We start from the raw sequence: 23,975 nt of genomic DNA, 5'->3' as shown, positions 1-23,975 counted from the left end.
GGTATTATAATAAGGAAACAGCGATGTCCACACATAACTATAAATTTACTACCAACCTATCCAAGGCGCTCTTAGTGGCTGCGTGCTCGTTAGGATTTGCCGTTAGCGCCAATGCAGCGCCCGCAACTAATAGCGCAAGCATGACTAAATCTAGCCCTGTCTTTTTGGGTGATGGTGGCAACTATCCGTTTTCAGAAGCGGTACGTGTCGGCGACACTTTATACATGTCTGGACAAATCGGTTTTAAAGATGGCAAATTGGTCAAAGGCGGGATCAAAGCGGAAGCAAAACAAGCTTTAGACAACATCCATGCCACGCTACTAAAATACGGCTATCAAAAGTCTGACATCGTCAAATGTATGGCGATGCTGACGGATATGGATGATTTTGATGATTTTAATAAAGTCTATAAAGCTGAATTGGCTAAGCCCTACCCTGTACGCTCTGCGTTCGGTGTCGCAGAGTTGGCCGCTGGTGCTAGCGTTGAAGTCGAGTGCATCGCTGCAAAATAGTAACGCTATTAAAAATAAGCCAAACTGGCTTTTTCCATGACGCGGTTATTGAGTCAATTGGCCTAACTTTTGACTCAATAACCGTTCTGCTTTAGACAACCATGCTTTATACAATCATATCATCAGTGAGTGCGCTTTCTTTGGTCACTCGCAACACTTCTTCCAACGTTGTCCTGCCTGCGATGACTTTACGCAATCCATCAGCACGTATCGATGGTGTCTGCTGGCGTGCGTATTCTTCTAGCTCGTACTCAGCCGTATTGCTATGAATCATCCGCCGCAAGGTGTCGTCAACGGGAACGACCTCATATATCGCGGTACGACCTTTAAAACCCGATTGATTACATTTATCGCAGCCGACTGGTTTGGGTAAATTGATGGCCTCAGTTGCCAAACCTTCAACACCCAACGGTATGCCAATTTCTGTAAATAATTTTGCCTGTTCGCTATCAGCAGGCTGCCACGTGTGGCAATGCGTACACAGCGTACGTACCAAACGCTGGGCGACCACGCCGATGAGCGATGAAGATAATAAAAATGGCTCTACGCCCATATCTTGCAAGCGCGTCACTGCACCGATGGCCGTATTGGTGTGCAAGGTTGATAATACCAAATGCCCTGTTAACGACGCTTGTACCGCAATCTCAGCGGTCTCTAAATCGCGAATCTCACCGACCATCACCACGTCTGGATCTTGGCGCAACATCGCGCGCAGACTCTTGGCAAAGGTCATATCAACTTTATTATTGACTTGCGTTTGCCCAATACCATCGAGCTGAAATTCAATCGGATCTTCTGCGGTCAAGATATTACGGGTTTGATCGTTGAGGTCAGTCAATGCTGAATAGAGCGTGGTAGTTTTACCCGAACCTGTCGGCCCTGTCACCAAAATAATGCCATGGGGACGATGAATTAAGCGTTTAAGCTCGCTATAGTCATTATCAGAGAGTCCCAAATAGGTCATATTAAGACGACCTGCTTGTTTATCAAGCAGACGCATCACGACCCGCTCACCAAAGCTCGATGGTAAGGTCGATACCCGCACATCTACTTCTCGTCCTGCTAAACGCAAACTGATACGCCCATCTTGCGGTACGCGCTTCTCCGCGATATCGAGCTTTGCCATGACCTTAATACGCGAGACCAATAGCGGTGCCAACTGGCGTTTTGGGGTGATAATTTCTTTTAACTCGCCATCGACGCGAAAGCGCACGACCAGACGTTTTTCAAAGGTTTCGATATGAATATCTGAGGCGTTAAGGCGAATCGCTTCGGACAGCAATGCATTGATCAGCCGAATAATAGGCGCATCGTCTTGCTGATCCATCAAGTCTTCAGTTTCAGGCACGCTATCCGCTAAACTATCGAGGTCAGGATGATCTTCAAGCCCTGCAGCGATATGCTGTGATTCACCCGTGTTGCCTGCATAAGCGGCATTCATGCGTCTTTCAAAGTCATCGGTGCTGACGCTTTCGTAAGTCGGCACACCACGTATGCCCTGCTGCTGTAAAAAACGCACCGCCTCATTAATCGCTGACAATGGCGTGGCTTTGGTCAGCACTAAAGTCGGTGGCAGCTCAGGATCAATAGCAAGAATGACCAAGAGTTGATGGCGTTTGGCAAAACTGTACGGCAGTTGCATCATATAGTCGACCTGATAAATAGACATAACGTCAGAAATAAGAGCCTTTTCATGCTTCACAAAGGCATTGTGCACCTAATTAACTAAACCAAAAAAGACTGCAAGTAAGCGCGCATGAGTTTGTTATAATAGCATTTTGTTTTGAGCGAGTAGCATTTTATGTGGCTGGCTTATTTACTAACCGCTTTATACTCAATAAGACTACCATGTGATTTCTTATTTTGCTGACAATGCGTTACTATTAGTTAGTTAGTAATTAGCCAGTCAGTCAGTAATTACCATCTACGAGTTAACGGCTATTAATTAAGAACTAGTGATTAACACTCGCTTCTTAACGGTTTACATTGTTAACGCTATTTTTTCTGTCCAACCCTGCACCCTCGCTATTAGGATTCTCAGTTATGTCACAGGCTTCCACTACTACCATCCCTATGCCACTTTCCCAAGACACCTTCACTGTCGGTAGTCGTACATTTTCGTCGCGACTGTTGGTCGGTACAGGCAAATATAAAGATATGACTGAGACATGGGCTGCCATTGGTGCCTCAGAAGCAGAAATTGTCACCGTCGCCATTCGCCGCACCAACATCGGTCAGCATAGTGACGAGCCCAACTTGCTTGATGTGATCTCCCCTGATAAATACACCATTTTGCCCAACACTGCTGGCTGTTTTGACGCTGAAACCGCGATTCGTACTTGCAAGCTTGCTCGCGAATTATTGGGTGGACACAATCTGGTTAAGCTGGAAGTCTTGGGTGATGAAAAAACCCTTTATCCTAATATCATGGAAACCTTAAAAGCCGCAAGAGTGCTGATTGATGACGGCTTTGAGGTCATGGTTTATACCTCAGACGATCCAATTGTCGCGCAAGAGCTTGAAAGTATGGGCTGCGTGGCGATCATGCCGCTTGGTAGCTTGATTGGCTCGGGTCTTGGTTTGCTCAATCGCCACACCCTTAGCCTCATTATCGAAAATGCAAAAGTGCCTGTGTTGGTTGATGCGGGTGTCGGCACGGCTTCTGATGCAGCGATTGCCATGGAGCTTGGCTGCGATGGCGTATTGATGAACTCAGCGATTGCCAATGCTCAAAACCCAGTGATGATGGCTCATGCGATGAAGCATGCTGTGTGGGCAGGACGTCAGGCTTTCTTAGCTGGTCGTATGCCGATGCGCAAAATGGCCACTGCCAGCTCACCGCAAACAGGCTATTTTTTCCAGTAGCTGTCGGCTGGGTTGCTGGTTGGCATAGCGTTTTTAATACATATTTTTAATGAAAAACCAGTGATAAACTAATAAGATAGAAACCACATAACGCTGATGGGTGCCATGACATTTTATTAAATCATGGTTTTAGTAGCCATCCAAATAGCCACTTATTGATGATGGTCAGTCCACAATAGTATCGATACAATAAGACTGAGTGTAAGCGATGGCTTACGAGGTTATCGCTGTAGCGATTTTATAATGGGCAGACCATATATTTTTTATTGAAAACTTATCGCCATAAAAGGATTTATTATGCGACTACTCACCGCTGTTGACCAGTTATTCTTACTTCTTGAGTCGCGTAAACAACCCATGCACGTGGGAGGATTGTTCTTATTCGAGCTACCACAGGATGGGCAAAATGAGGATGGTGACTTTGTCAACCAGCTCGTGCAGCAGATGCAAACCGCCACGGTACCGCCAAGCTTTCCCTTTAACCAAGTGCTCGACAGACTGGTGTTTTGGAAAGAAGATGAAGAGTTCGATGTGGAGCATCATTTCCGTCATGTCGCGCTGCCAAATCCCGGGCGTGTTCGTGAACTGTTGATGTATATCTCGAAAGAGCATAGCCGTTTGCTAGATCGCGCCATGCCTTTGTGGGAATGTCATATTATCGAAGGTATTTTGCCTGAATCCGAGGGTAGACCTGAACGTTTTGCCTTATATTTCAAAATCCATCATTCATTAGTCGATGGTGTTGCAGCCATGCGTCTGGTCGAAAAATCCTTATCACAGTCCCCCACTGAGCCTGTCAGTTTACCGATATGGTCATTGATAGCGCGTCATCGTAAGTCAGTGGATAAGTTATTACCCGCTGACCGCTCTATAACCAGTATCTTAAAAGAGCAATTATCTACCATCAAGCCCGTCTTTACCGAACTGCTCGACAACTTTAAGCATGGTGATGATGAAGGTTATGTCGGTACCTTTGATGCACCCATGAGTATTCTCAACCAACGTATCTCAGCCTCACGGCGCATTGCCGCTCAGTCTTACGACATGCAGCGCTTTCGTGTCATCGCTGATGCGTTTGAGGTTAATGTCAATGATGTGGTGTTGGCTGTCTGTGCAGGAGCGCTGCGTCGCTACTTGCTCTCCATGAATGCCTTGCCGACTAAGCCATTGATCGGCTTTGTACCGATGTCTTTACGCTGCGATGAAAGTGCATCGGGCAATCAGATTTCATTTTTGATGGCAAATCTGGGCACGCACTTAGACGACCCAGCCAAGCGTCTACAATTGATTTATAAGAGTATGAATAGTGGTAAACGTCGCTTTAGACGCATGAATAAAGCGCAAATTATCAACTATAGCGCGATCGCTTATGCGTGGGAAGGCATCAACGTACTGACGGGTTTATTCCCTAGAAAGCAGGCGTTTAACCTCATTATCTCGAATGTGCCAGGCTCTAAAAAACCCCTATATTGGAATGGCGCACCGCTAAAAGCGCTATATCCAGCCTCAATTATCGTTGATGGACAAGCGCTGAATATCACGCTTTCTAGCTATCAAGATAAAATCGAATTTTGTATTACTGCTTGTAGTAAGCTGCTACCGCACGTTCAAGACATGCTAGGATTACTTGAAGAAGAGCTAACCTTATTAGAAGGTATTAGCGAGGCCAAGACTGTAGCGGCAAGTTAATAAAGTATTTTAGCAAAAAAAAATGTAAGCTATTACGCAATAAAAAAGCTGGCACCATAATGGCGCCAGCTTTTTTTATGTCGAAAACTTGAAGGCTAGGAATATTACTGACTCATCATTTGAGCACATATCACGCCATCACAAGTTTATCGATGATTTACTATACCGCGTCACCCCATATTGGGACAACCACTTGCATCAGTGGTTTTAGCAGTTTGATGTTGCACGCAAAGATAGAGCCTGAAGTCATTGAGTCGTGTGCACCAGTATGATCGACGACCACACCACGCGCCTCAGTTACGATAAGCTCACCAGCAGCGATGTCCCACGGCTTGATAGACATCTCAAAATAACCATCGAAACGACCAGCGGCCACATAGCATAAATCAAGTGCCGCTGAGCCTAAACGACGAATTTGACCGCCCGCTTCAGAGACTTTCTGTAGGCTTTCAAAATGCTCTTTCGCATAAGAGACAATTTCACCATTGCGCTTACGCTCAAGCGGATGACCCGTAGTAAATAGGCCACCGTCAAGTGTTTTGCGTTCGCTCACTTGCATACGGCGATTGTTCAAGCGCGCGCCTTTACCGCGGCTAGCAGAGAACATCTCATCACGGACTGGATCATAGACCACGCCATGTTGGGTGACACCTTTATGCTGTACAGCAATCGATACGCAGAACTGCGGTACACCATGGACGAAGTTTTTGGTGCCATCTAGCGGATCGATAATCCAGCACCAGTCAGCGTCTTCGCCGCGACCTTCTTGCATACCAAACTCTTCACCCAAAAACGAATGGTTTGGATAGCTGGCCTTTAGCGTCTCAATCGTCAGCTCTTCACTGAAACGATCAATACGTGTGACCAGTCCATCAAGTCCTTTTGACTCGATGTCCAATTCGATTTTGTGGCGGTTTTGATGCGCATATAAAATCTCTTTACCAACTTTTTCAGCAGTACGTGCTGCGATGACGACCATGGGTTCCATAAATAACCTATTTGCTTGATGAATGAATATAAAAATAAAACTAACTTTGTGCCCACAACATGCCAATTAGACTAGCCGCATCACACCACATCTATGCGATTTAAAAACGTGTCTTTTATAAATAAAAACTTATAAACGACAACCGCATTATACTAAAATTGTTCGATAAAAACGAAAAAACCATTACGCTCACAAAACCAACCATTATTTTGGTGGTCGTCACGAACTGCGCAAGTTGTAAAAAAGTCAGCACCCACGGCTAAGTAGGCGTTATATCTATTGATCAAGCTATCTGTTTTTTCACTTAAACAGATAGCTATCAAAATATTTTACGATAATAAGTTTTGTAGTTGGTCAACCACGCCTTGGACATCTAAACCACAATCAGCCCATTGCTCAGCTTGTGAACCATGCGCGATAAAGCGATCAGCGATGCCAATATTACAGACAGCCGGACGACTATTTTTGAAGGCTAGCGATTCGTTAAGCAAATACTCATTGACCGCACTACCTGCGCCGCCCATCGTCATATGCTCTTCTAAGGTCACGATATGCGTGATACCTTGCTCAATTAAGGTTTCGAGCAACTCAGTATCTAACGGCTTCACCCAGCGCATATTGACCACATGCACCTGACAGTCTGGTTCTGAATGTAGTTCTGTATCATCATTGGTGATAGCTTGTGCTGCTTGCTGAGCCGTCGCAACCATCGTGCCAAATGCCAATAGCGCCAGTTTATTAGGCGCATTGTCGTTACCTAATACCGCCTCTACCACTGCTTCGCCGATGTTATAAGTTTGTGCTGGCTGAGTAATAATAGCCCCAGTACCGACACCGCGTGGATAGCGTACGGCTGTACAACCTTGGTACTCATAACAGGTATTAAGCAAATGGTAGCATTCGTTCTCATCTTTTGGCGCGGCAATCAACATGTTGGGCACGCAGCGTAAAAAGGCAAAATCAAACACGCCAGCATGGGTTGCGCCATCTTCACCAACCAGACCCGCGCGATCGATAGCAAAGGTCACATCAAGGTTTTGCAACGCCACATCATGAATCAGCTGATCATAACCACGTTGCAAGAACGTCGAATAAATCGCCACGATAGGTTTAACGCCTTGGGTCGCCATACCAGCGGCTAACGTCACCGCATGTTGTTCAGCGATAGCAACATCAAAAAAACGCGTTGGGAAATGATGAGCAAAGTCGATCATCCCCGAGCCTTCTTCCATAGCAGGCGTAATAGCCAGCAACTTATCATCTGTCGCCGCTTTATCACATAAGAACTGGCCGAATACTTGTGAGTACTTTAAGGCAGGCCTAGTTTTTGGAATGTCAGCTTTTGGAATATCAATTTTTGGAGTATTAGTTGCTGAAACTTTGCCTTCTGTAGGTTTTGCTTCATCATCTTCGACAGGCAATTTACCGATAGCATGATAGCCAACTGGATCTAATTCAGCTGGCGCAAAACCTTTACCTTTAGTGGTATAAATATGGACTAACACCGGACCCTTTACTTGCTTGGCAAGCGACAATACTCGTAGCAGCTCAGGCACATTATGTCCGTCAAAGGGACCAAAGTAAGTAAAGCCAACCGCTTTGAATAAATTGTCTTCTAGCTGCGGCACATCGCGCATTTCTTTATGGCGTTTACGGCGGTCAAACGCTTGCATATCAGGGCGCTGGCATAACACTGGCTCGCCTGCATCAGAGATATCAACTTGATAGCCTGACTCCCACAGCATGGCTAAATGCCGTGAAAAGCCACCGATAGAACAAGATATCGACATATCGTTGTCATTTAAAATAACCAACAGATCAGCATCTTGTTGCACCGCATCATTCATGGCCTCAAACGCCATACCACCGGTCATCGCACCGTCACCAATAATACAAGCCACGGTTTGCGCGCGACCTTGATAACGTAGTGCCAGACTCATGCCTAGACCAGCTGAAATGGAAGTCGATGAATGCCCAACGCCAAACGTATCGTAAGCTGACTCAGCACGCTCAGGAAAAGCGGTCAAACCGTCTTTAGAACGAATCGTTCCGAGCTTATCGCGGCGGCCTGTCAGTACTTTATGCGCATAAGCTTGGTGACCCACATCCCAAACGATCTGATCTTGCGGCGCATCTAAGAGGTAATGCAGCGCAATCGTCAGCTCAACCACCCCTAAATTTGCACCGAAATGTCCGCCACTCTGACCCGCTGAATACAATAAAAAAAGCCGCAATTCATCAGCCAAATTAATAAGCTGCGCGGTAGTAAATTTTTTCAGATCAGAGGGCGTATTGATCGCATCGAGTAGCGGTGTATGAGGACGCACACGTGGAATCACTGCATACGTCTGTTGCAGACTGGATAGCTTAGCAGCAGACTCCATGGCTGACGCAGATACTGACTGAGACTGTGGGGAATAAGGTGACTGCTGCATAAACCGTACGATACCTACCAATCTGCTGACAAGGGATTACCCTAGAATATTACTATGGTTATCAATAACTAAGTGGCGTTAATAATAGTGACGTTAATAATAGTGGCGTTAATAATAGCAATAATCACGACACCATGATGGATGTCATTGACTATAAAATTACTGATAGCGCTCATCGCTTATATAATGACGCATAGCAATAAGTACGCCGCCATAATAGACGACGATGGTCTTAACGCTGTGACACCAAGTATTGCTATTATGCCTCATCGTCTGGCATCAATATCAGACGTTAGTGACGACATAGTAATGTAAGGGCAAAGACTTGTCACTGTATCCGTTAAAATAGTATGGCATAATAGCATTATTTTTTAATTGTCGCTTTAATCATCGTGCGTCGTCTGTGAACTTTGTGTGTTTTTATAATAAGCGCTATAAACACGTTGTCTTCACGAACCGGTTATACTGATAACCTCTTAACCATAATAATATGGCTATGCCAAAATCCGCTACCGCCTCGATGATCGGCTCATGTAGGACATTAATGTCATATCAATTTATCACCAGCGCCACACTACCTACTCGTCACGGCGAGTTTGATATTCATATCTTTGAAAATGAAGACGGTCAAGAGCATGTAATGCTGACGGTCGGTCTGTCTGTGGTTGAGCAAAATAAAGACGCTGCCGATGTCTTGACGCAAAAGCATGACACGCTAGCAGAACGACCTATCCCATTGGTGCGTATTCACTCTGAATGCTTGACTGGTGATGCATTTAGTTCATTGAAGTGTGACTGTGGCCCCCAGCTTAATACAGCGATGCAAGCGATACAAGAAACCGGTTACGGGGCAATTCTTTACCTGCGCCAAGAAGGTCGCGGCATTGGGCTGACCAATAAGATCCGTGCCTATGCGCTGCAAGATCAAGGGCATGATACCTTAGATGCCAATCTGATGTTAGGCTTGCCTGCTGACGCGCGCGTTTATGATATGTGTGGTCCGATGCTCGCCCATATCGGGGTCGACGCTGTCAGGCTCATTACAAACAATCCAAACAAAGTCGCTTATCTGACTGCCCATGGTATCGATGTCGTGGAGCGCGTACCATTGGTCGTTGGCGTTAACGACATGAATGCAGACTATCTAGCCACCAAGCGTGATCGTATGGGACATTTACTCGATAAAGAATTCAATACCGCAATACACCTGAATAAATAGATATTTTTATGAACAATCAAAACTTAGACAACAATGTAAACCCTTTAACTACAGACTCTGCAAACCTGGAATCGAAGAAAACAGTCACCCCGACCAGCGATGATATCACGCGCGTGCGTGCGTTTTTAGTCGATTTGCAAGCGCGTATTTGCCAAGCGTTAGAAGCACAGGAGTGCGACGGTGGAGGTATTGCAACTTTTGTTCCCGACGATTGGGAGCGTCCTGAAGGCGGCGGTGGTAGGTCGTGTGTATTGGCAGACGGTGAGGTGATTGAAAAGGCTGGCGTCATGTTTAGCCATATCCATGTCCATAACCTGCCCGCTTCAGCTACCGCGCGTCACCCCGATATTGCAGGTCGCAAAGCACAAGCCATGGGTGTGTCATTGGTTGTTCATCCCAAAAACCCCAACGTCCCTACCAGTCATGCCAACGTACGCTTGTTCATCGCCGAAGCCGAGGGCGAAGCGCCCATCTGGTGGTTCGGCGGTGGGTTTGATTTAACGCCATTCTATCCAGTATTAGCCGACTGTGTCCATTGGCACCAAGTCTGTTATGACTTATGTGCGCCTTTTGGAGATAATATCTACGCTGACTTTAAACAGTGGTGTGATGAGTATTTCCATCTGCGCCATCGTGATGAGCAGCGCGGTATCGGTGGTCTATTCTATGATGACGTCAGTACTGAAAGTCGCGGCTGGGACTTTGAGACTTGCTTTAACTTTATGAAAGCCGTGGGCAACGGTTATCTTGACGGTATCATGCCAATTTTTGAACAGCGTAAAAATACGCCTTATACTGAAGCACAGCGCGAGTTTCAACTCTATCGTCGTGGTCGCTACGTCGAGTACAATCTGGTCTACGATCGTGGCACGCTATTTGGGCTACAGAGTAATGGACGTATCGAGTCAATTCTAGTCAGTATGCCGCCGCTTGCCAGCTGGCATTATCGATTCGAGCCGGAACCTAGCACACCTGAGTTTGAGTTAAGCGACTTTTACTTAAAACCGCGTGAATGGTTAGCGCTATAGGTGTTGTAAATATCACGGCATTCATACTTTTTGAGAATATTAAGAAGGCCAGCTACTATCGCTGGCCTTTTTTATTGTCCGTACTGTTTAAACCACCCACTCTCTCGTTGTTATCGTAAAAAATATGTTGTGTAACTACCATACAATCATCGCAACCAACCATAAGCAGCCATACCTAAGTTAAGTTATACTTATTTAAAATATTACGAGGATATAACAACTATATAATTCCCATCGCCCAGATAACCGTTACAATAGAAGGCATTCTTTATTAGCAACTGTGCTCAAAAGAATTTTAGGCAGTATTTTGTATAACTATATTTTACGACAAAGCGAGCGTTTGTAATCGCGCTTACTATTAGCCAAGTTTAAAGGAGTAAGTCATATGGCACAGGTTTATACCAATAAATCTTTCAAATCTTTGGTTAGCATTACTTTGATGGCAGCTGCACTGGGTCTAACGGCCTGTAGCACCTCAACAGAATCTAACCCTGACGTGCAAGCACGTCAAGACACTATGAAAAACTGGGGCGATGCAATGGGCGTCATGGGTGATATGGCAAAAGCACCTGACACATTTGATTCTGAAGTATTTAAAGAGCAAGCGGCGTTCTTAGCAGAAGATGCCGCCAAGCCTTGGAGTCATTTTGAAGATCCAGAAGCGGTAGGTAATACTACTGAAGCGGTTTGGTCTAATGCGGATGAGTTCCGTGCAGAAGCCGACAACTTCCAAAAAGTCACCGCTGAGCTAAGCGCTACCGCACAAACGGCCACTAGCATGGATGACGTTAAACCAGCCTTTGGTCAAGTTGGTGCAAGCTGCAAATCATGTCATACAGATTTTAGAGCTAAAACTGAATAAATACCCGCACCCGCTGATTGATAACAAAAAAACCGCCGTATCCTTTGATATGGCGGTTTTTTTAAGGTCGTTTGAGAAATCGCTTACTTACGCAATAGATTTGGCAAGTCTATCGAACCAACAAAATTGCCTCATCAGTTCAACTACTCTGTCGCGGCTTTATTAACATCAATAGCTTGTTGCTCATTTTGTTGCTCATTGATTTTATTGACAATCGCTTTCACGGAGGGGTCACTCAAGTCGATAGTACGTATCGGGAAAGGAATATTCACGCCTGCTGCATCAAGGGCCTTCTTAATTTCTACGATCACTTGATGAATAGAAGCAACTTTATTGGCCTGCGTACCATCTTCAATAAACCAGCGCACCATCAGATCCATAGACGATCCACCAAATCCCGTTGCAATCACGCTTGGCTTAGATAAAGTGGAAACACTATCCACTTTATCCAACGCTTGCATAATCTCAGCTTTAGCCGCTTCGATATCATCTTCATAACCAATGCCGACCGCCACTTGTAAACGACGCTGTTTGTAGGCGGTATTGACCGTCAATGCTGAGGTATATAGGTCTGAGTTTGGGATAACGACTTGTCGACCATCATAAGTCTTGATGGTGGTTGCACGAATTTTAATATCCTCAACTGTACCCTCATATTCTCCAGAAACGATCTGATCGCCAATACGAAACGGCTCCGAGATGAGTAGCAAAATACCCGATAGTAAGTTTTGAAAAATATCTTTGAAAGCAAAACCAATCGCGACCGAACCAATACCGAGTGCGCCAATCAGCTTGGCAGGCGTAAATCCTGGTACGGCGATCACCATGGCAATCATGAAGCCAATAAAAATAATCAGCGCGCCGCCTACCCGTTGAAACACTTTGACCAAGTTCTGATGCCGACTACGGCTACCCAGCAATTTGTAGACGATTTTTTTGAAGACGATTGATAGAAACCAAAAAATCAGAACAACGATAATCGACGCTATAAAGTACGGAATACGCTCAACAAAGCCGATAAATATTCCATTCGCCGAATCAATAATACTTTGATAAGTAAAAACATCAGTCGTTGTCGCTGAGTTAATCGTCGCTGGATCAGCAGCAGTAGGGTTTGCCTCAGGGCTGGGCATGCAGGGATCACTCCTTAAATTATTAAACTTTTTTATTCATTAATGCTTATATTTTTTAACTGTCTAACATCTAGCGCATCAAATCTGCTTGTACGATTTCAATCCAGTAGCCGTCGACGTCTTTGATAAAGGCAATGTTTTTCATGCTACCCTCTTCTGGACGTTTCTTGAATTCGACATCATTTTTATCAAACCAAACAACGGCTTCATCTAAGCTAGGTACGCTAAAGCAAATATGCCCAAAGCCTTGTGGTTCGCCATTGCCATCGTGATAGCTGAAGTCAGCCTTTGTCTCAGTACCGTAATTATGGGTCAACTCTAAAATTCCGCGTTGACGGAACGCAAATATTTCTAAGTCGTCACCAGCGGGCAAATTGTCTCGCTCACTCTCAGTTAACTGGGCTAAAAAGTATAAATCAAAACCCATATCAGGGAACTTTTTTACCGCGAGCAAGGTCATACCAAGAACACCAGTATAAAACGCTAATGATTTTGCAGGGTCTTTCACGCGTAGCATCGTATGGTTAAAAGTGAAGCCAGTGGTTTGTGCGGCAATCGACTGCACACCATCGGCCTGAACACTGTTTGCGGGCTGCGCGACCGTTGCTTCATTATGCACGTTTTCTGAATGGGACGCTGAAGTAGACATGTTTATCCTAATAGTTGAAAAGTTATTAATATTGAAAGACCAGAAAATCATAGTTGTCATGATTGGCTTGACACTCTCATCATAATAAAAAATCGCGGGACTAGTGATAGGGTTTTGTAAGAGCTGATAGTCTATACAGTCAATCGATAGGGATATTTATATGAAATAACTCGGTGTAGCCGCACAAACCATACATCAAATAAGAGTAAGGCAGGCGCGACTTTATTAATAAGTTTATTAATAAAAGAATAACTATTAGCTGTCTAAAAATCTTACCTTTCCTGTCTCTAAATCATACTCTGCACCAACGACCAATAACTGACCACTGCTGGTCAAATCCTCTAACGCTCGCGAACCATGCTTGAGCTGACTGACCGACATGCGCACGTTGGCACGTATCGAGCGATCGACCAATTCATCAGCATCGACATCTTGCCCATTGGCAGTGGCGAGCTCATGAAGGTTGTAGACGCTTGGGCGAATACGATCGACGATTGACTGTAAGTTTGGCGAATAATTTTGCTCAGGATTAATCAGCGCCTCGACGCAAGCAGTGACAGCGCCGCAATGCGAATGTCCCAAGACCACCACCAATTTTGTGCCAAACTTTTCGGCGGCAAACTCTACCGAACCGATTTGCGAAGGCGCAACCACATTACCCGCTACTCGAATGACAAACAAATCACCCAAGCCTTGATCAAATACAATCTCGACTGGTACGCGAGCATCCGAGCAACCCAAAATGATGGCCAGCGGGTCTTGATCGCTCACGAGTTCTGGACGTCGTTGCATCATTGGATCAGTGTTCGTCAGGCTATCAACGTAGCGCGCATTACCGTCTCTTAGTAGTTCGAGCGCTTCTAGACCTGTTTGTGGACGAGTATCATTAGGCATAAAGGGTCCTTGATTATCAAATGATTAGAATAATAAATCTCTGTTTTTTGACCATGGCTTGGCTAAGTATTTTGCCATACACAGCCGGCTCATTTTATTTCTTAGCCACAAAATGATTGTATAGGAATAAAAGCAGAAAAATAATAAAAAAATCGCTTTTAATCTCGCTAGGGCGTGTCTTCATTTTAAGAACGATTATAAAAATGAGATAAATTGCCGTCAAGCGAAAAAAATAGCATGGATAATCTCAGGATATTAACCAGCTATTTGACGATGTTTGGCAAAATTTTATTTTACAACAAAGTAGCATCGCTAACTTATAACGAACTGGCACTGACTTATATCCAAGGTTTGTTATAATACGCAGCAACCAAACCCTATTGATACCCATCGTTTATCCTCATACCAAACCACCTTGAAGGCAGTGCTTTAGACGTATAGCTGTACTGAGATGTTGGATGCTTAGGAACCACCCTTATGACCGAATCACCTTCAAACACGCACCAAGCTGCGGCGTCACTTGACACGGTACTACTGCAACTGACGGGTATAAAAAAAACCTATGACCAAACCGAAGTACTCAAAGACATCAATCTCGACATCAAGCATGGTGAGTTTTTGACCTTGCTTGGCCCGTCAGGCTGCGGTAAGACGACATTGCTACGCTTGATTGCCGGTTTTGAGCAGCTAAATGCTGGTGCTATCTATCTGGATGGCGTGCAGATGTCAGGCTTGCCAGCGGATAAGCGTCCGGTCAATACGGTGTTTCAGCAGTATGCCTTGTTTCCGCATATGACCGTCGCGCAAAACGTGGCTTATGGTCTTAAAATTAAAAAAGTACCTAAAGATGAGATTAAAACGCGCGTGAGCGAGATGCTAGCAATGGTGCAATTAGAGCATCTCGCCAATCGCAAACCGCAGGATTTATCTGGTGGTCAGCAGCAGCGTGTTGCCATCGCACGGGCGGTCATTAATCGTCCTAAATTATTGTTACTTGATGAGCCGCTATCGGCGCTCGACCACAAGTTGCGTTTGCAAATGCAGTCTGAACTCAAGCGTCTACAGCGTGAGCTGGGCATCACTTTTGTCTTCGTCACCCATGACCAAGAAGAAGCACTATCGATGTCAGACCGTATTGCGGTGATGAAAGACGGCACCTTTCAGCAAATCGGCACACCTATCGAGATTTATGAAACGCCCGCGAATTTATTTACTGCCAAATTCATCGGTGAGACCAATCTATTCAAAGCAGAAGTCAAAGGCGTCTACGCTGACCAGCCAGATCGTGATGGCAAAGTCACCAACGGACGTATCGAAGTCGAAGTCTGTGAGGCGCAAGCGCAAGACGGCCCAACGACATTACGTAATTTGCGTCGTCCTGATTTTGCCAATGATGTGCAAGTAGGCGACATCGTCAATTTACTACTGCGTCCTGAAGATTTGCGAATTTATGATCCTAATGATGATGTCCATACTGGACTGTTTGGCCGAGTGATTGAAAGTAACTATAAAGGCAGCACTTTAGACTCTATTATTGAATTGGCAAACGGTCATATTATCAAGGCTTCTGAATTTTTTGATGAAGATGATCCCAGCTTCGATTATAAATTGAATGAAGCGGTCAAGGTCTCATGGGTTGATGGCTGGGAATGGGTGCTACCAGATGACAATTCACTTGCTCCCTCACTTGATCATTCAACCGCCAACTCAAGCGAACATCAAGGCATGTCTGTGCAAAAGGATGTCAGCTAATGGCACGTACTAGCCGTTTCAATTTGGGCAGCAAAAGTCCTTTTCGTACTGCAACGCTGTGGTTGATTTGGGGTTGGTTGCTTATTTTTGCCTTATTACCCAATATTCTAGTCATCGCTGTTAGCTTTTTGACCCGCGATAGCAGCGCTTTTATCAGCTTGCCGGTCAGCATCGACAGCTATGTACGCATAATTGATCCGTTGTATTTTGAGGTGTTTGTCCATTCATTATGGATGGCAAGTATCACCACGGTTATCTGCTTGCTGCTTGGTTATCCTTTTGCGTGGTTGGTCTCTAAAGCCAAAACTCGCTGGCAGCCGCTGCTCATGATGCTATTGATATTGCCGTTTTGGACGAACTCTCTAGTACGCACTTATGCCCTCAAGTTATTGTTTGCTAATAATGGTTTGATTAATAAATTCTTGCTAGCGCTAGGTGTGATTGATACTCCTATTGATATTTTATACACGCAAGGCGCGGTCATAGCGGGACTGACCTACTTATTATTTCCCTTTATGGTATTGCCGTTGTATGCGGTGTTTACCGATTTGCGCAATGACATGCTACTCGCGTCGCAAGATTTGGGTGCATCGAGAAGGCAGACCTTTTGGCATGTGGTGCTACCACTCACAACACCAGGGATTATCTCTGGGGTACTGTTGGTGTTATTACCAGCGATGGGTATGTTCTATGTGGCCGATATTTTAGGCGGCTCGCGCAACTTGTTGGTCGGTAATATTATTAAAAACCAGTTTTTGGATGCGCGTGATTGGCCGTTTGGCGCAGCTGCCAGCGTATTATTGACCCTAGCGATGGCGGTATTATTGCTCGCCTATCGTGCCAGTAGTCGCCGCATTGGCAAGACTGACTTTAATGAGGTGGCCTAATGTCTTATAGATCACCGAATAAAAAAACTCGTCCGCTTAAGATTGGCAGTATCGCCGCCAAAGGCTATCTCGGGCTGATTTATGCCTTGCTATATCTGCCCATTATCGTCCTAGTGGTGATGTCCTTTAACAAGTCAAAAATCGGCTACAACTGGGATGGCTTTAGCTTAAAGTGGTATGAATCGCTATTTAATAACCAAGCCATGCTTGATGCATTTTGGCACTCTATTGTATTGGGCTTGGTTGCCGCGACTGTCTCGACTTTGATAGGAACGCTCACTGCCCTAGCCTTACACCGTTATAACTTTCGCGGTAAAGGCTTATTAAATGGGCTGTTATTTGTCCTGATGATGTCGCCTGAGATTGTACTCGCTATCTCATTATTAGCATTGTTCCTACTAATCGGTTTGCAGTTGGGCTTTGTCTCACTGCTATTGGCGCACATTACTTTTTGCTTACCCTTTGTTGTCATTACTGTCTTTGCACGCTTAAGTAGCTTGGATGAGCGCTTGATGGAAGCGGCACGCGATTTGGGCGCCAATGAATCAACCATGGTACGTACGGTACTGATTCCCGTTATTTTGCCAGCAGTAATGGCAGGTTGGTTGCTCGCCTTTACCTTATCGCTAGATGACGTCGTGGTTTCAACCTTTGTCACGGGGCCTAGCTATGAGATTTTACCACTACGAATTTACTCGATGGTACGAGTGGGACTTAAGCCGGAAGTTAATGCTATTGGTACACTATTATTAGTCGCTTCTTTAATATTGGTCATCATCTCACAGCTACTGTTACGCAAGCGCTAGCTGTCGATGGCTCATCAATCATACGCTATGAATGAAAGTCAGTAACATATGTACTATAATGAATTTTTCTCAACTTAGCAGGCAGGTTGTCTTATGCTAGAGCTCCGCCATCTTAATACGTTAACTGCATTACGAGCGCATGGTTCACTTGCTGCGGCTGCCGATGAGCTGCATGTGACAGCTTCTGCGGTCTCGCATCAGCTAAAAGAGCTAGAGAATTATTACGATATTAGCTTGGTCAATCGCCGCACGCGTCCGCTGACTTTTACGCCAGCTGGCAAGACGGTACTGGCATTGGCAGACAGCATTATGCCGCAGGTCACTCGTACCAAGTCCAATCTGAAACGCTTGGCACACGGTCAAGCAGGTAGATTACGCCTAGCATCTGAGTGTCACAGCTGCTTTGATTGGCTAATGCCGATACTTAATCATTACCGCCGCGAATGGTCAGATGTCGAGCTGGATTTTGCGACAGGTTTTGAGCCTGAGCCGCATCATTTATTAATAGAAGGTGATATTGATCTACTCATTACGACCAGTGATTTACCGATAGAGGGCATCAGCTATCAGCCGTTGTTTGAGTATGAGAGTCGCTTGGTGCTATCGCCAACGCATGATTTAGCGGTGCAGAAGCTTATTGAGCCGACTGATTTGACTGAAGAGACCTTGATTGCCTATCCGGTAGAGGCCAAGCGTCTCGATATTATTGCTAACTTTATGACACCAGCTCAGGTCAGTTTTGATAGTATTCGTACGACAGAGCTGACTGCGATGCTGATTCAGCTGGTTGCTAGTGAACGCGGTGTGGCGGCCTTACCTGATTGGGTCGTTGCTGAATATGAGAAAAAAGGTTGGGTCGTCTCGCGACCGCTGGGTGATGGTGTGCATTGCCAGCTGTATGCAGCGACACGCACATCGAGTCAAGATACCGCTTATATGCAAGGGTTTGCGAGTTTGCTACAAGGAATAGTAAAGCCGGTTTAATATTTCGCTATTTACTAAATTATTCCAGTTAAGAAATATCGTCCGCTCTCTTACGTTATGACGAGCATTATGGTAAATGACGGTTCCCTAGTGAGGACTTGAATGTCTGGCTGTGAGCTATGTATACCAATAGGTTGAATTATTAAGATAATGACGGTGTACTTAATGGTGTACTTAGCATACATATTCTATCGTATTTGAATTGCTGGCTACCTAGTGTTTTTACCTATTAAAAAGTTCATATATTAATTCAATACCAAAAAAAATTTTGGTCTTGCGTCTGTCAATGCTTCTAAAAGGTACAAATCTTGAAAATTTCTTTCTCCCCATTCAACTAGTTGTAATTCCCCTGAAAGACTTTTAATATAGGAATTCACAAAAGAAGACAACATATATTGCGAAAAAATAGGATGTTTATCAGTAAAGTATTTCCATCCAATAATGTAAACTTCTTTCCATTTTAACCAGTTTTCAATCAGATAATCTGATACTACATCTGTAAGCGCATCTAGGCTTTTACCTGTAACTAGCTTAGGGCTGTAAGATCCGTACAATACCTTCCCTATTGTCAAAGTGAAGTCTTCTTTACTCTCACAGCCCATTAAGTCTATAACAACTATGTCAGGGTCATCCAATCTTTGCTGACCAAATTGAACCCAAGACTCGTTATCTCGAAAATAAATCATTTAATTCTCCCAAAAGCTTTACTGCCATGAATACTAGGTTCAAACTCAGCTGCTGGACTAAATATGCAAACCTTATCCAGATCAGTACATACAAAAGGTATACCCTAAGGGAACCACCTAAAAGGTGCCAAAAACCTATTAACAGACCACTTAAAACAGACTGCAATAAAAGAACTACTCAAATCAGACCATTAAGTGAGTAATATCTATCGAAGGTTACAAAACCAACTTAAACAAATAAAATCCGATAGCAGTCGCCAGTAAAGTCAGTCCCACATGTAAACCGATAAGCGCCAATCCTGCCAGCAAACGGCCATCATTAATAAAGGTAAAGACCTCCGCGCTAAAAGTGCTAAACGTCGTCAGCCCACCCAAAAACCCAGTGATTACGAACAGTCTAGCATTGTCAGACAAGCCGCTACCCATCCGCCCGAACCACACTAGAGCGAGCCCTATTAACAAGCCGCCCAACACATTAGCGCCCAACGTACCTAGTGGTATCCAATGATGCAGCGGATTAAAGCGCGCAAGCCAGCCTCGCAAACACGCGCCCAGCGCGGCGCCTAAACCAATCGCAATCCACTGCATAGATCATCCTTAGGTTTAATAAAGGTTAACGAATAGCGTATTGAGAAAGTCATCTTTAAACCGCTGGTAGCTCTGTCATCGGCCAGCGCGGCACGCAGCTCACCGCCAAATCATCTGATTGACCCGCTTGCAGGCGCTCGTAACCGGCATAAGCAATCATCGCACCATTGTCCGTACATAATGCTGGCGGTGCATAATGAACCGTCGCATTTATTTTGGCTAGCTCAGCTTCTAGCGTCTCGCGCAAATGGATATTGGCACTGACACCACCCGCAATCACCAAACGGTTCATCTCTGCTTGCTTGAGCGCTTTGATGGATTTTTTCACCAGTGTATCGACCATCGCGTGTTGGAAACTGGCAGCGATATCCGCGCGAACTTGTGGGTCGCTATCCGAGACATTACCCGAACCACCTGAGCATGGCGTGTCTTTGATTAGGTTATGCACGGCCGTTTTCATACCGCTAAAGGAAAAATCCAAACCACGATGTAACATCGGTCTTGGTAAACTGTAAGCATTTGGGTTGCCAGTCTCTGCCAGTTTGGCAATATTGGGACCACCAGGATAAGGTAAGCCCAACATTTTGGCGGCTTTATCAAAGCACTCACCTGCCGCATCATCTATCGATTCGCCCAATATCTCATACTGACCCACACCACGTGCGGCGATAAGCAAAGTATGCCCACCAGACACTAAGAGCGAGACAAAAGGAAAAGCTGGAGGGTTTGCACCCATGAACGGTGCCAACAGATGACCTTCCATATGATGGATACCAATCGCAGGAATGTCTAAGCCATACGCCAAGCTGCGTCCAAACAATGCACCCGTCATTAAAGCACCAATAAGCCCGGGGCCTTTGGTATAAGCAATAGCATCAATCTCGCTTTTCTTGACGTCGCACTGCTCGAGCAACTCATTAAGCAAAGGCACCAGCTTGCGAATATGATCACGGCTGGCAAGCTCAGGTACAACACCGCCGTAGAGTGCATGCAGCTCTATCTGTGAATACAATACCTGTCCAACCAGACCTTGATTGTCGCTGTTCATTTGCTCACTATCAAAAATCGCCAGTCCCGTCTCATCACAAGAGGTCTCTAAACCCAATACCTTCATACTTTTGCCTTTATACCTTTGTTTTCGAGCTGCTTTTTGCCGTTTTTTTATCTTACATCACTTTAGGACTTTGAATAGCGAATAAAATAAGCCAAATACTATTTCTAGTTCAACAAATAATTTTCGCACAGTCAGTCATATTCGTTAAGGTTGATATCAATAAAAAACGGGCATAAAAAAACCGCCATTGTCAGTCACAATGACGGTCAGTTTAACAAATTTCAATGGCTAATATATTCCATTAAGCCTTATTAGCTCACAGATGCTAGCATATAATCAACCGCTGCATGCACTTGCGCTTCAGTGACACCATTTACCGCTTGCGCTGGCATCTTATTAAAGCCTTTAGCGGAGTGACTATACAGCGTTTCTTTATCCTTAGTCAGACGAGCCGTCCAAGCCGCCGTATCACCATATTTTGGCGCGTTGAGCAAACCAGCAGCATGACAAACCTGACAGTTTGACTCATACAGTTTAGCACCAGCATCAGCAGCCAGCACTTCAGGCTCAGCAGCAGTTTCAGGTGCTACCGCTTCTTCAACCACCATGTCGGTAGACTCTGTTTCTGCTTCAATCACAGGCTCAGGCGTCGTGATTTCAGGTTCTGCTACGACTGTTTCTTCAACGGCAGTATTAGCAGGTTCATTGGCTGCTGTAGTCTCTTCAGTGGCCGTGTTATCGCCACTACAAGCACTCACTGCGAGTATCACGCTCATACTGATTACAGACAATCTCAGTTTCTTCATATACGATTGTATATCAATCATGGTTTTACCTTTACTTAGTAAGTCTGTAATCGGCTAATAATGCAATATATAAGCTCAAAATACTTGCCTATACTACTAATGACTGTCTAAGAGTTCGTTCAGCACTAACTTATTCAGCAGTGGCTGCCGCTGCATCTTCAGTAGCCATATCAGTGCTGTCAGTAGTCGGAGCAGCGGCTGTATCAGCACTATCGGTAGCCGTTGCTTCTGCCATATCAGTGTCAGCCATACCGGCTTCAGGAGTAGTAGCACCATCGACTGCCGTACCATCTGCAGTCATATCCGCAGCTGGCATCGGGGCGGTTTCTGGAAACTCCATTTCTTCAGCAGGTGGGCCATTTTTTATCGCAAGTGCCGCTGCTTCATCAACGCGATCTTTTGCATATACTTCATGCTCTTTGTCGCCACCACAAGCGCTCACGCTCGCACCCAAAGCAACGATAAATGCTGTGCTCAACACCGTACTTAATACTGTTTTTTTCATGCCAACATCCTCAATAAAATACACATAAAACGGTTCATATGCTTACTAGGGTCTATTTGATATTCAAACGTGGTGCTGGCAGTCACTATTTTTTAGACAATATGTAGTGAAATTGTTGAAGCCTAGTCATTCTAGGTTAAACCATTTCGCCATATATTGGCAAAAAAGAGTACTGCCCTCCACTCGAGCACAGCTCTTAACGGGCAAAGCAGTGCTTTGCTCGATCCGTTCTCAAGGCTAATGCTAAAATTACCCCAAACTAGGCGAAAACCGACGATAATGTCGAGACCTTAGCTAGGTTTTCAACAACGATTGGGATAATTTTAGCCCTCAGCAGCCCTAATATTTGAATATCAAACAGACCCTATAATATGGAAATTATCATAGCATAAACTCCAACCAAACCGTTATAGACTGTAGGGACTTTTTATTCACGGTAAATTTTGTGCCCTGACTCAATCTCAAGCAAGACAGTTGCACCTAAATACTCATCTAAGCAAATAACATATAGACAATAAACCATTAAAATCGTTGACTTTGTTGGTATTTTTTATTAAAATACCTGCCCTTGTGCTAATGCGCAAGAATTGTCCTAGTTTGAGCTGATGCCTGTAATCTTGAGATATTACGGCTAAATACTAATACACAGCCAAACTAATGCCCTTATATCTCATCCTAATCGAGGAGTCTTCATGCCTGCAGTTAAGGTTAAAGAAAACGAACCAGTAGATATCGCTATCCGTCGTTTCAAACGTGCTTGTGAAAAAGCTGGCGTATTATCAGACGTACGTAAGCGTGAGTTTTATGAAAAACCAACGCAAGTACGCAAGCGCAAAAAAGCAGCTGCCGTAAAGCGTTATAAAAAGAAATTACAACGCGAAACTATTCGTACCACTCGTATGTACTAATCAGTAATCTGATTTAGTTACGTACAAGCGCTACACTAACGCCACTGTTATCCATTGATATCAGTGGCGTTTTTTATGCTACAATTTTTGTTATTACTGCTGATACATTTTTTATCAAAGCCACTTTTTTTATTAAAGTCACTTTTTTATTAAAGCCCCGATCAGCAGGTTTTGCTCTAAAAACCTAGCAAACAACATATGACAAATAGCATTTAACAGATAAATAAGGATGATAGCAGTGAGCCAACTTAAACAGACTTTATCAGACAATATCAAAGTTTCCATGAAAGCTCGTGAGCTTGAGCGCGTTAAGGTATTACGTAACGTACAATCAGTCATCAAGCAAATTGAACTTGATCGTCAAATAGAGCTCGATGATGCAGGCGTATTAGAAGTTTTACAGAAGCAGCTTAAACAGCGCCAAGAATCGCTCGGTATCTTTACCGAAAACGACCGTGATGACTTGGCAACCAAAGAGCAGTTCGAGATCGATATCATCAATGAGTTCATGCCACAACAAATGAATCAAGACGAGATCATGGCATTGGTAAATGCCGAGATTGCCACGCAAGGTGCTACTTCTATGCGTGATATGGGTAGTGTGATGGGCGTGCTAAAGAACAAAACCGCTGGTCGTGCTGACCCTGCGCTCATCTCTAAGCTGGTAAAAGAAGCTTTGCAAGGTTAATATTTTTTATGGTCAACATCGTTGCTTGAGACTGATG

23 protein-coding genes are annotated in these 23,975 nt (G+C 44.7%); 12 read left to right on the top strand and 11 right to left on the bottom strand.

Going from position 1 to position 23,975, the window contains the following annotated elements; genetic code table 11:
- Positions 1–23 precede the first annotated feature (23 nt).
- Positions 24–512, top strand: a complete 489-nt coding sequence (locus IOD06_RS09815; RefSeq protein ID WP_194620738.1) for a RidA family protein — start codon at positions 24–26, stop codon at positions 510–512.
- 106 nt (positions 513–618) lie between these two features.
- Here the strand turns inward: IOD06_RS09815 and gspE are convergent, their stop codons facing one another.
- Positions 619–2,157: a type II secretion system ATPase GspE gene (gene gspE / locus IOD06_RS09810; RefSeq protein ID WP_320157433.1), complete on the bottom strand. Its 1,539-nt coding sequence runs from the start codon at positions 2,155–2,157 to the stop codon at positions 619–621.
- Between the two features lie 398 nt (positions 2,158–2,555).
- Here gspE and IOD06_RS09805 point away from each other — a divergent pair, with 398 nt between their 5' ends.
- Together IOD06_RS09805 and IOD06_RS09800 are read left to right on the top strand one after the other, a co-directional pair.
- On the top strand, positions 2,556–3,377 hold the full coding sequence (locus tag IOD06_RS09805) for a thiazole synthase (RefSeq protein WP_194620737.1): 822 nt from the start codon (positions 2,556–2,558) through the stop codon (positions 3,375–3,377).
- Between the two features lie 297 nt (positions 3,378–3,674).
- Positions 3,675–5,066, top strand: a complete 1,392-nt coding sequence (locus IOD06_RS09800; protein WP_194620736.1) for a wax ester/triacylglycerol synthase family O-acyltransferase — start codon at positions 3,675–3,677, stop codon at positions 5,064–5,066.
- A gap of 160 nt (positions 5,067–5,226) precedes the next feature.
- Here IOD06_RS09800 and IOD06_RS09795 read toward each other — a convergent pair whose 3' ends face one another.
- Positions 5,227–6,054, bottom strand: coding sequence for an inositol monophosphatase family protein (locus IOD06_RS09795; protein ID WP_010195855.1), 828 nt, complete (start codon positions 6,052–6,054; stop codon positions 5,227–5,229).
- A 329-nt stretch (positions 6,055–6,383) separates the two neighbouring features.
- Complete coding sequence (dxs, locus tag IOD06_RS09790; protein ID WP_265087674.1) at positions 6,384–8,489, bottom strand: 1-deoxy-D-xylulose-5-phosphate synthase; 2,106 nt, start codon at positions 8,487–8,489, stop codon at positions 6,384–6,386.
- Between the two features lie 544 nt (positions 8,490–9,033).
- Between dxs and ribA the strand changes: the two genes are divergently transcribed.
- The 3 genes from ribA (at position 9,034) to IOD06_RS09775 (ending at position 11,598) form a co-directional block, all read left to right on the top strand.
- Positions 9,034–9,708: a GTP cyclohydrolase II gene (ribA, locus tag IOD06_RS09785; RefSeq protein WP_194620735.1), complete on the top strand. Its 675-nt coding sequence runs from the start codon at positions 9,034–9,036 to the stop codon at positions 9,706–9,708.
- A gap of 8 nt (positions 9,709–9,716) precedes the next feature.
- Positions 9,717–10,736 carry an oxygen-dependent coproporphyrinogen oxidase gene (gene hemF / locus IOD06_RS09780; RefSeq protein WP_194620734.1) on the top strand — a complete coding sequence of 340 codons (1,020 nt, stop codon included), beginning with the start codon at positions 9,717–9,719 and terminating at the stop codon, positions 10,734–10,736.
- A gap of 385 nt (positions 10,737–11,121) precedes the next feature.
- Positions 11,122–11,598 (top strand): cytochrome c, encoded by a 477-nt coding sequence (locus tag IOD06_RS09775; protein ID WP_194620733.1) that lies wholly within the window; start codon positions 11,122–11,124, stop codon positions 11,596–11,598.
- Positions 11,599–11,741: 143 nt separating this feature from the next.
- Here IOD06_RS09775 and IOD06_RS09770 read toward each other — a convergent pair whose 3' ends face one another.
- The 3 genes from IOD06_RS09770 to IOD06_RS09760 form a co-directional block, all read right to left on the bottom strand.
- Entirely contained in the window at positions 11,742–12,731 is a 990-nt protein-coding gene (locus IOD06_RS09770; RefSeq protein ID WP_194620732.1) for a mechanosensitive ion channel family protein, read from the bottom strand.
- Between the two features lie 70 nt (positions 12,732–12,801).
- Complete coding sequence (gloA, locus tag IOD06_RS09765) at positions 12,802–13,380, bottom strand: lactoylglutathione lyase (RefSeq protein ID WP_194620731.1); 579 nt, start codon at positions 13,378–13,380, stop codon at positions 12,802–12,804.
- Positions 13,381–13,635: 255 nt separating this feature from the next.
- Positions 13,636–14,274, bottom strand: coding sequence for a carbonic anhydrase (locus IOD06_RS09760; protein ID WP_189583081.1), 639 nt, complete (start codon positions 14,272–14,274; stop codon positions 13,636–13,638).
- A gap of 477 nt (positions 14,275–14,751) precedes the next feature.
- Here IOD06_RS09760 and potA point away from each other — a divergent pair, with 477 nt between their 5' ends.
- The 4 genes from potA (at position 14,752) to IOD06_RS09740 (ending at position 18,703) form a co-directional block, all read left to right on the top strand.
- A complete protein-coding gene (gene potA / locus IOD06_RS09755; protein WP_194620730.1) occupies positions 14,752–16,026 on the top strand; it encodes a spermidine/putrescine ABC transporter ATP-binding protein PotA in 1,275 nt (424 codons plus the stop codon).
- Positions 16,026–16,913, top strand: coding sequence for a spermidine/putrescine ABC transporter permease PotB (gene potB, locus IOD06_RS09750; protein ID WP_194620729.1), 888 nt, complete (start codon positions 16,026–16,028; stop codon positions 16,911–16,913). The genes potA and potB overlap by 1 nt, the downstream gene beginning before the upstream one ends.
- The gene (gene potC, locus IOD06_RS09745) at positions 16,913–17,719 is read left to right on the top strand and encodes a spermidine/putrescine ABC transporter permease PotC (protein ID WP_189583087.1); all 807 of its coding nucleotides are present in this window, start codon (positions 16,913–16,915) and stop codon (positions 17,717–17,719) included. The genes potB and potC overlap by 1 nt, the downstream gene beginning before the upstream one ends.
- Positions 17,720–17,812: 93 nt before the next feature.
- Positions 17,813–18,703: a LysR family transcriptional regulator gene (locus IOD06_RS09740; protein ID WP_194620728.1), complete on the top strand. Its 891-nt coding sequence runs from the start codon at positions 17,813–17,815 to the stop codon at positions 18,701–18,703.
- Positions 18,704–18,948: 245 nt separating this feature from the next.
- Here IOD06_RS09740 and IOD06_RS09735 read toward each other — a convergent pair whose 3' ends face one another.
- From IOD06_RS09735 to IOD06_RS09715, 5 genes are all read right to left on the bottom strand, one after another.
- Positions 18,949–19,389, bottom strand: coding sequence for a hypothetical protein (locus tag IOD06_RS09735; protein ID WP_194620727.1), 441 nt, complete (start codon positions 19,387–19,389; stop codon positions 18,949–18,951).
- 216 nt (positions 19,390–19,605) lie between these two features.
- Positions 19,606–19,977 (bottom strand): CrcB family protein, encoded by a 372-nt coding sequence (locus tag IOD06_RS09730; protein WP_194620726.1) that lies wholly within the window; start codon positions 19,975–19,977, stop codon positions 19,606–19,608.
- Positions 19,978–20,032: 55 nt separating this feature from the next.
- On the bottom strand, positions 20,033–21,091 hold the full coding sequence (tsaD, locus tag IOD06_RS09725; protein ID WP_194620725.1) for a tRNA (adenosine(37)-N6)-threonylcarbamoyltransferase complex transferase subunit TsaD: 1,059 nt from the start codon (positions 21,089–21,091) through the stop codon (positions 20,033–20,035).
- A gap of 251 nt (positions 21,092–21,342) precedes the next feature.
- A complete protein-coding gene (locus IOD06_RS09720) occupies positions 21,343–21,858 on the bottom strand; it encodes a cytochrome c5 family protein (RefSeq protein WP_194620724.1) in 516 nt (171 codons plus the stop codon).
- A 109-nt stretch (positions 21,859–21,967) separates the two neighbouring features.
- Positions 21,968–22,342: a hypothetical protein gene (locus tag IOD06_RS09715; RefSeq protein ID WP_010195897.1), complete on the bottom strand. Its 375-nt coding sequence runs from the start codon at positions 22,340–22,342 to the stop codon at positions 21,968–21,970.
- Positions 22,343–23,034: 692 nt separating this feature from the next.
- Between IOD06_RS09715 and rpsU the strand changes: the two genes are divergently transcribed.
- Entirely contained in the window at positions 23,035–23,250 is a 216-nt protein-coding gene (gene rpsU, locus IOD06_RS09710; RefSeq protein ID WP_010195908.1) for a 30S ribosomal protein S21, read from the top strand.
- A gap of 238 nt (positions 23,251–23,488) precedes the next feature.
- Positions 23,489–23,938 (top strand): GatB/YqeY domain-containing protein, encoded by a 450-nt coding sequence (locus tag IOD06_RS09705; RefSeq protein ID WP_194620723.1) that lies wholly within the window; start codon positions 23,489–23,491, stop codon positions 23,936–23,938.
- The last annotated feature ends 37 nt before the right edge of the window (positions 23,939–23,975 follow it).

The organism is Psychrobacter sp. N25K4-3-2 (assembly GCF_015351755.1).
Classification (GTDB): Bacteria; Pseudomonadota; Gammaproteobacteria; order Pseudomonadales; family Moraxellaceae; genus Psychrobacter; species Psychrobacter glaciei.
Note: the sequence above shows the minus strand (reverse complement) of the source record. Positions and strands in the feature narration are given on the sequence as shown.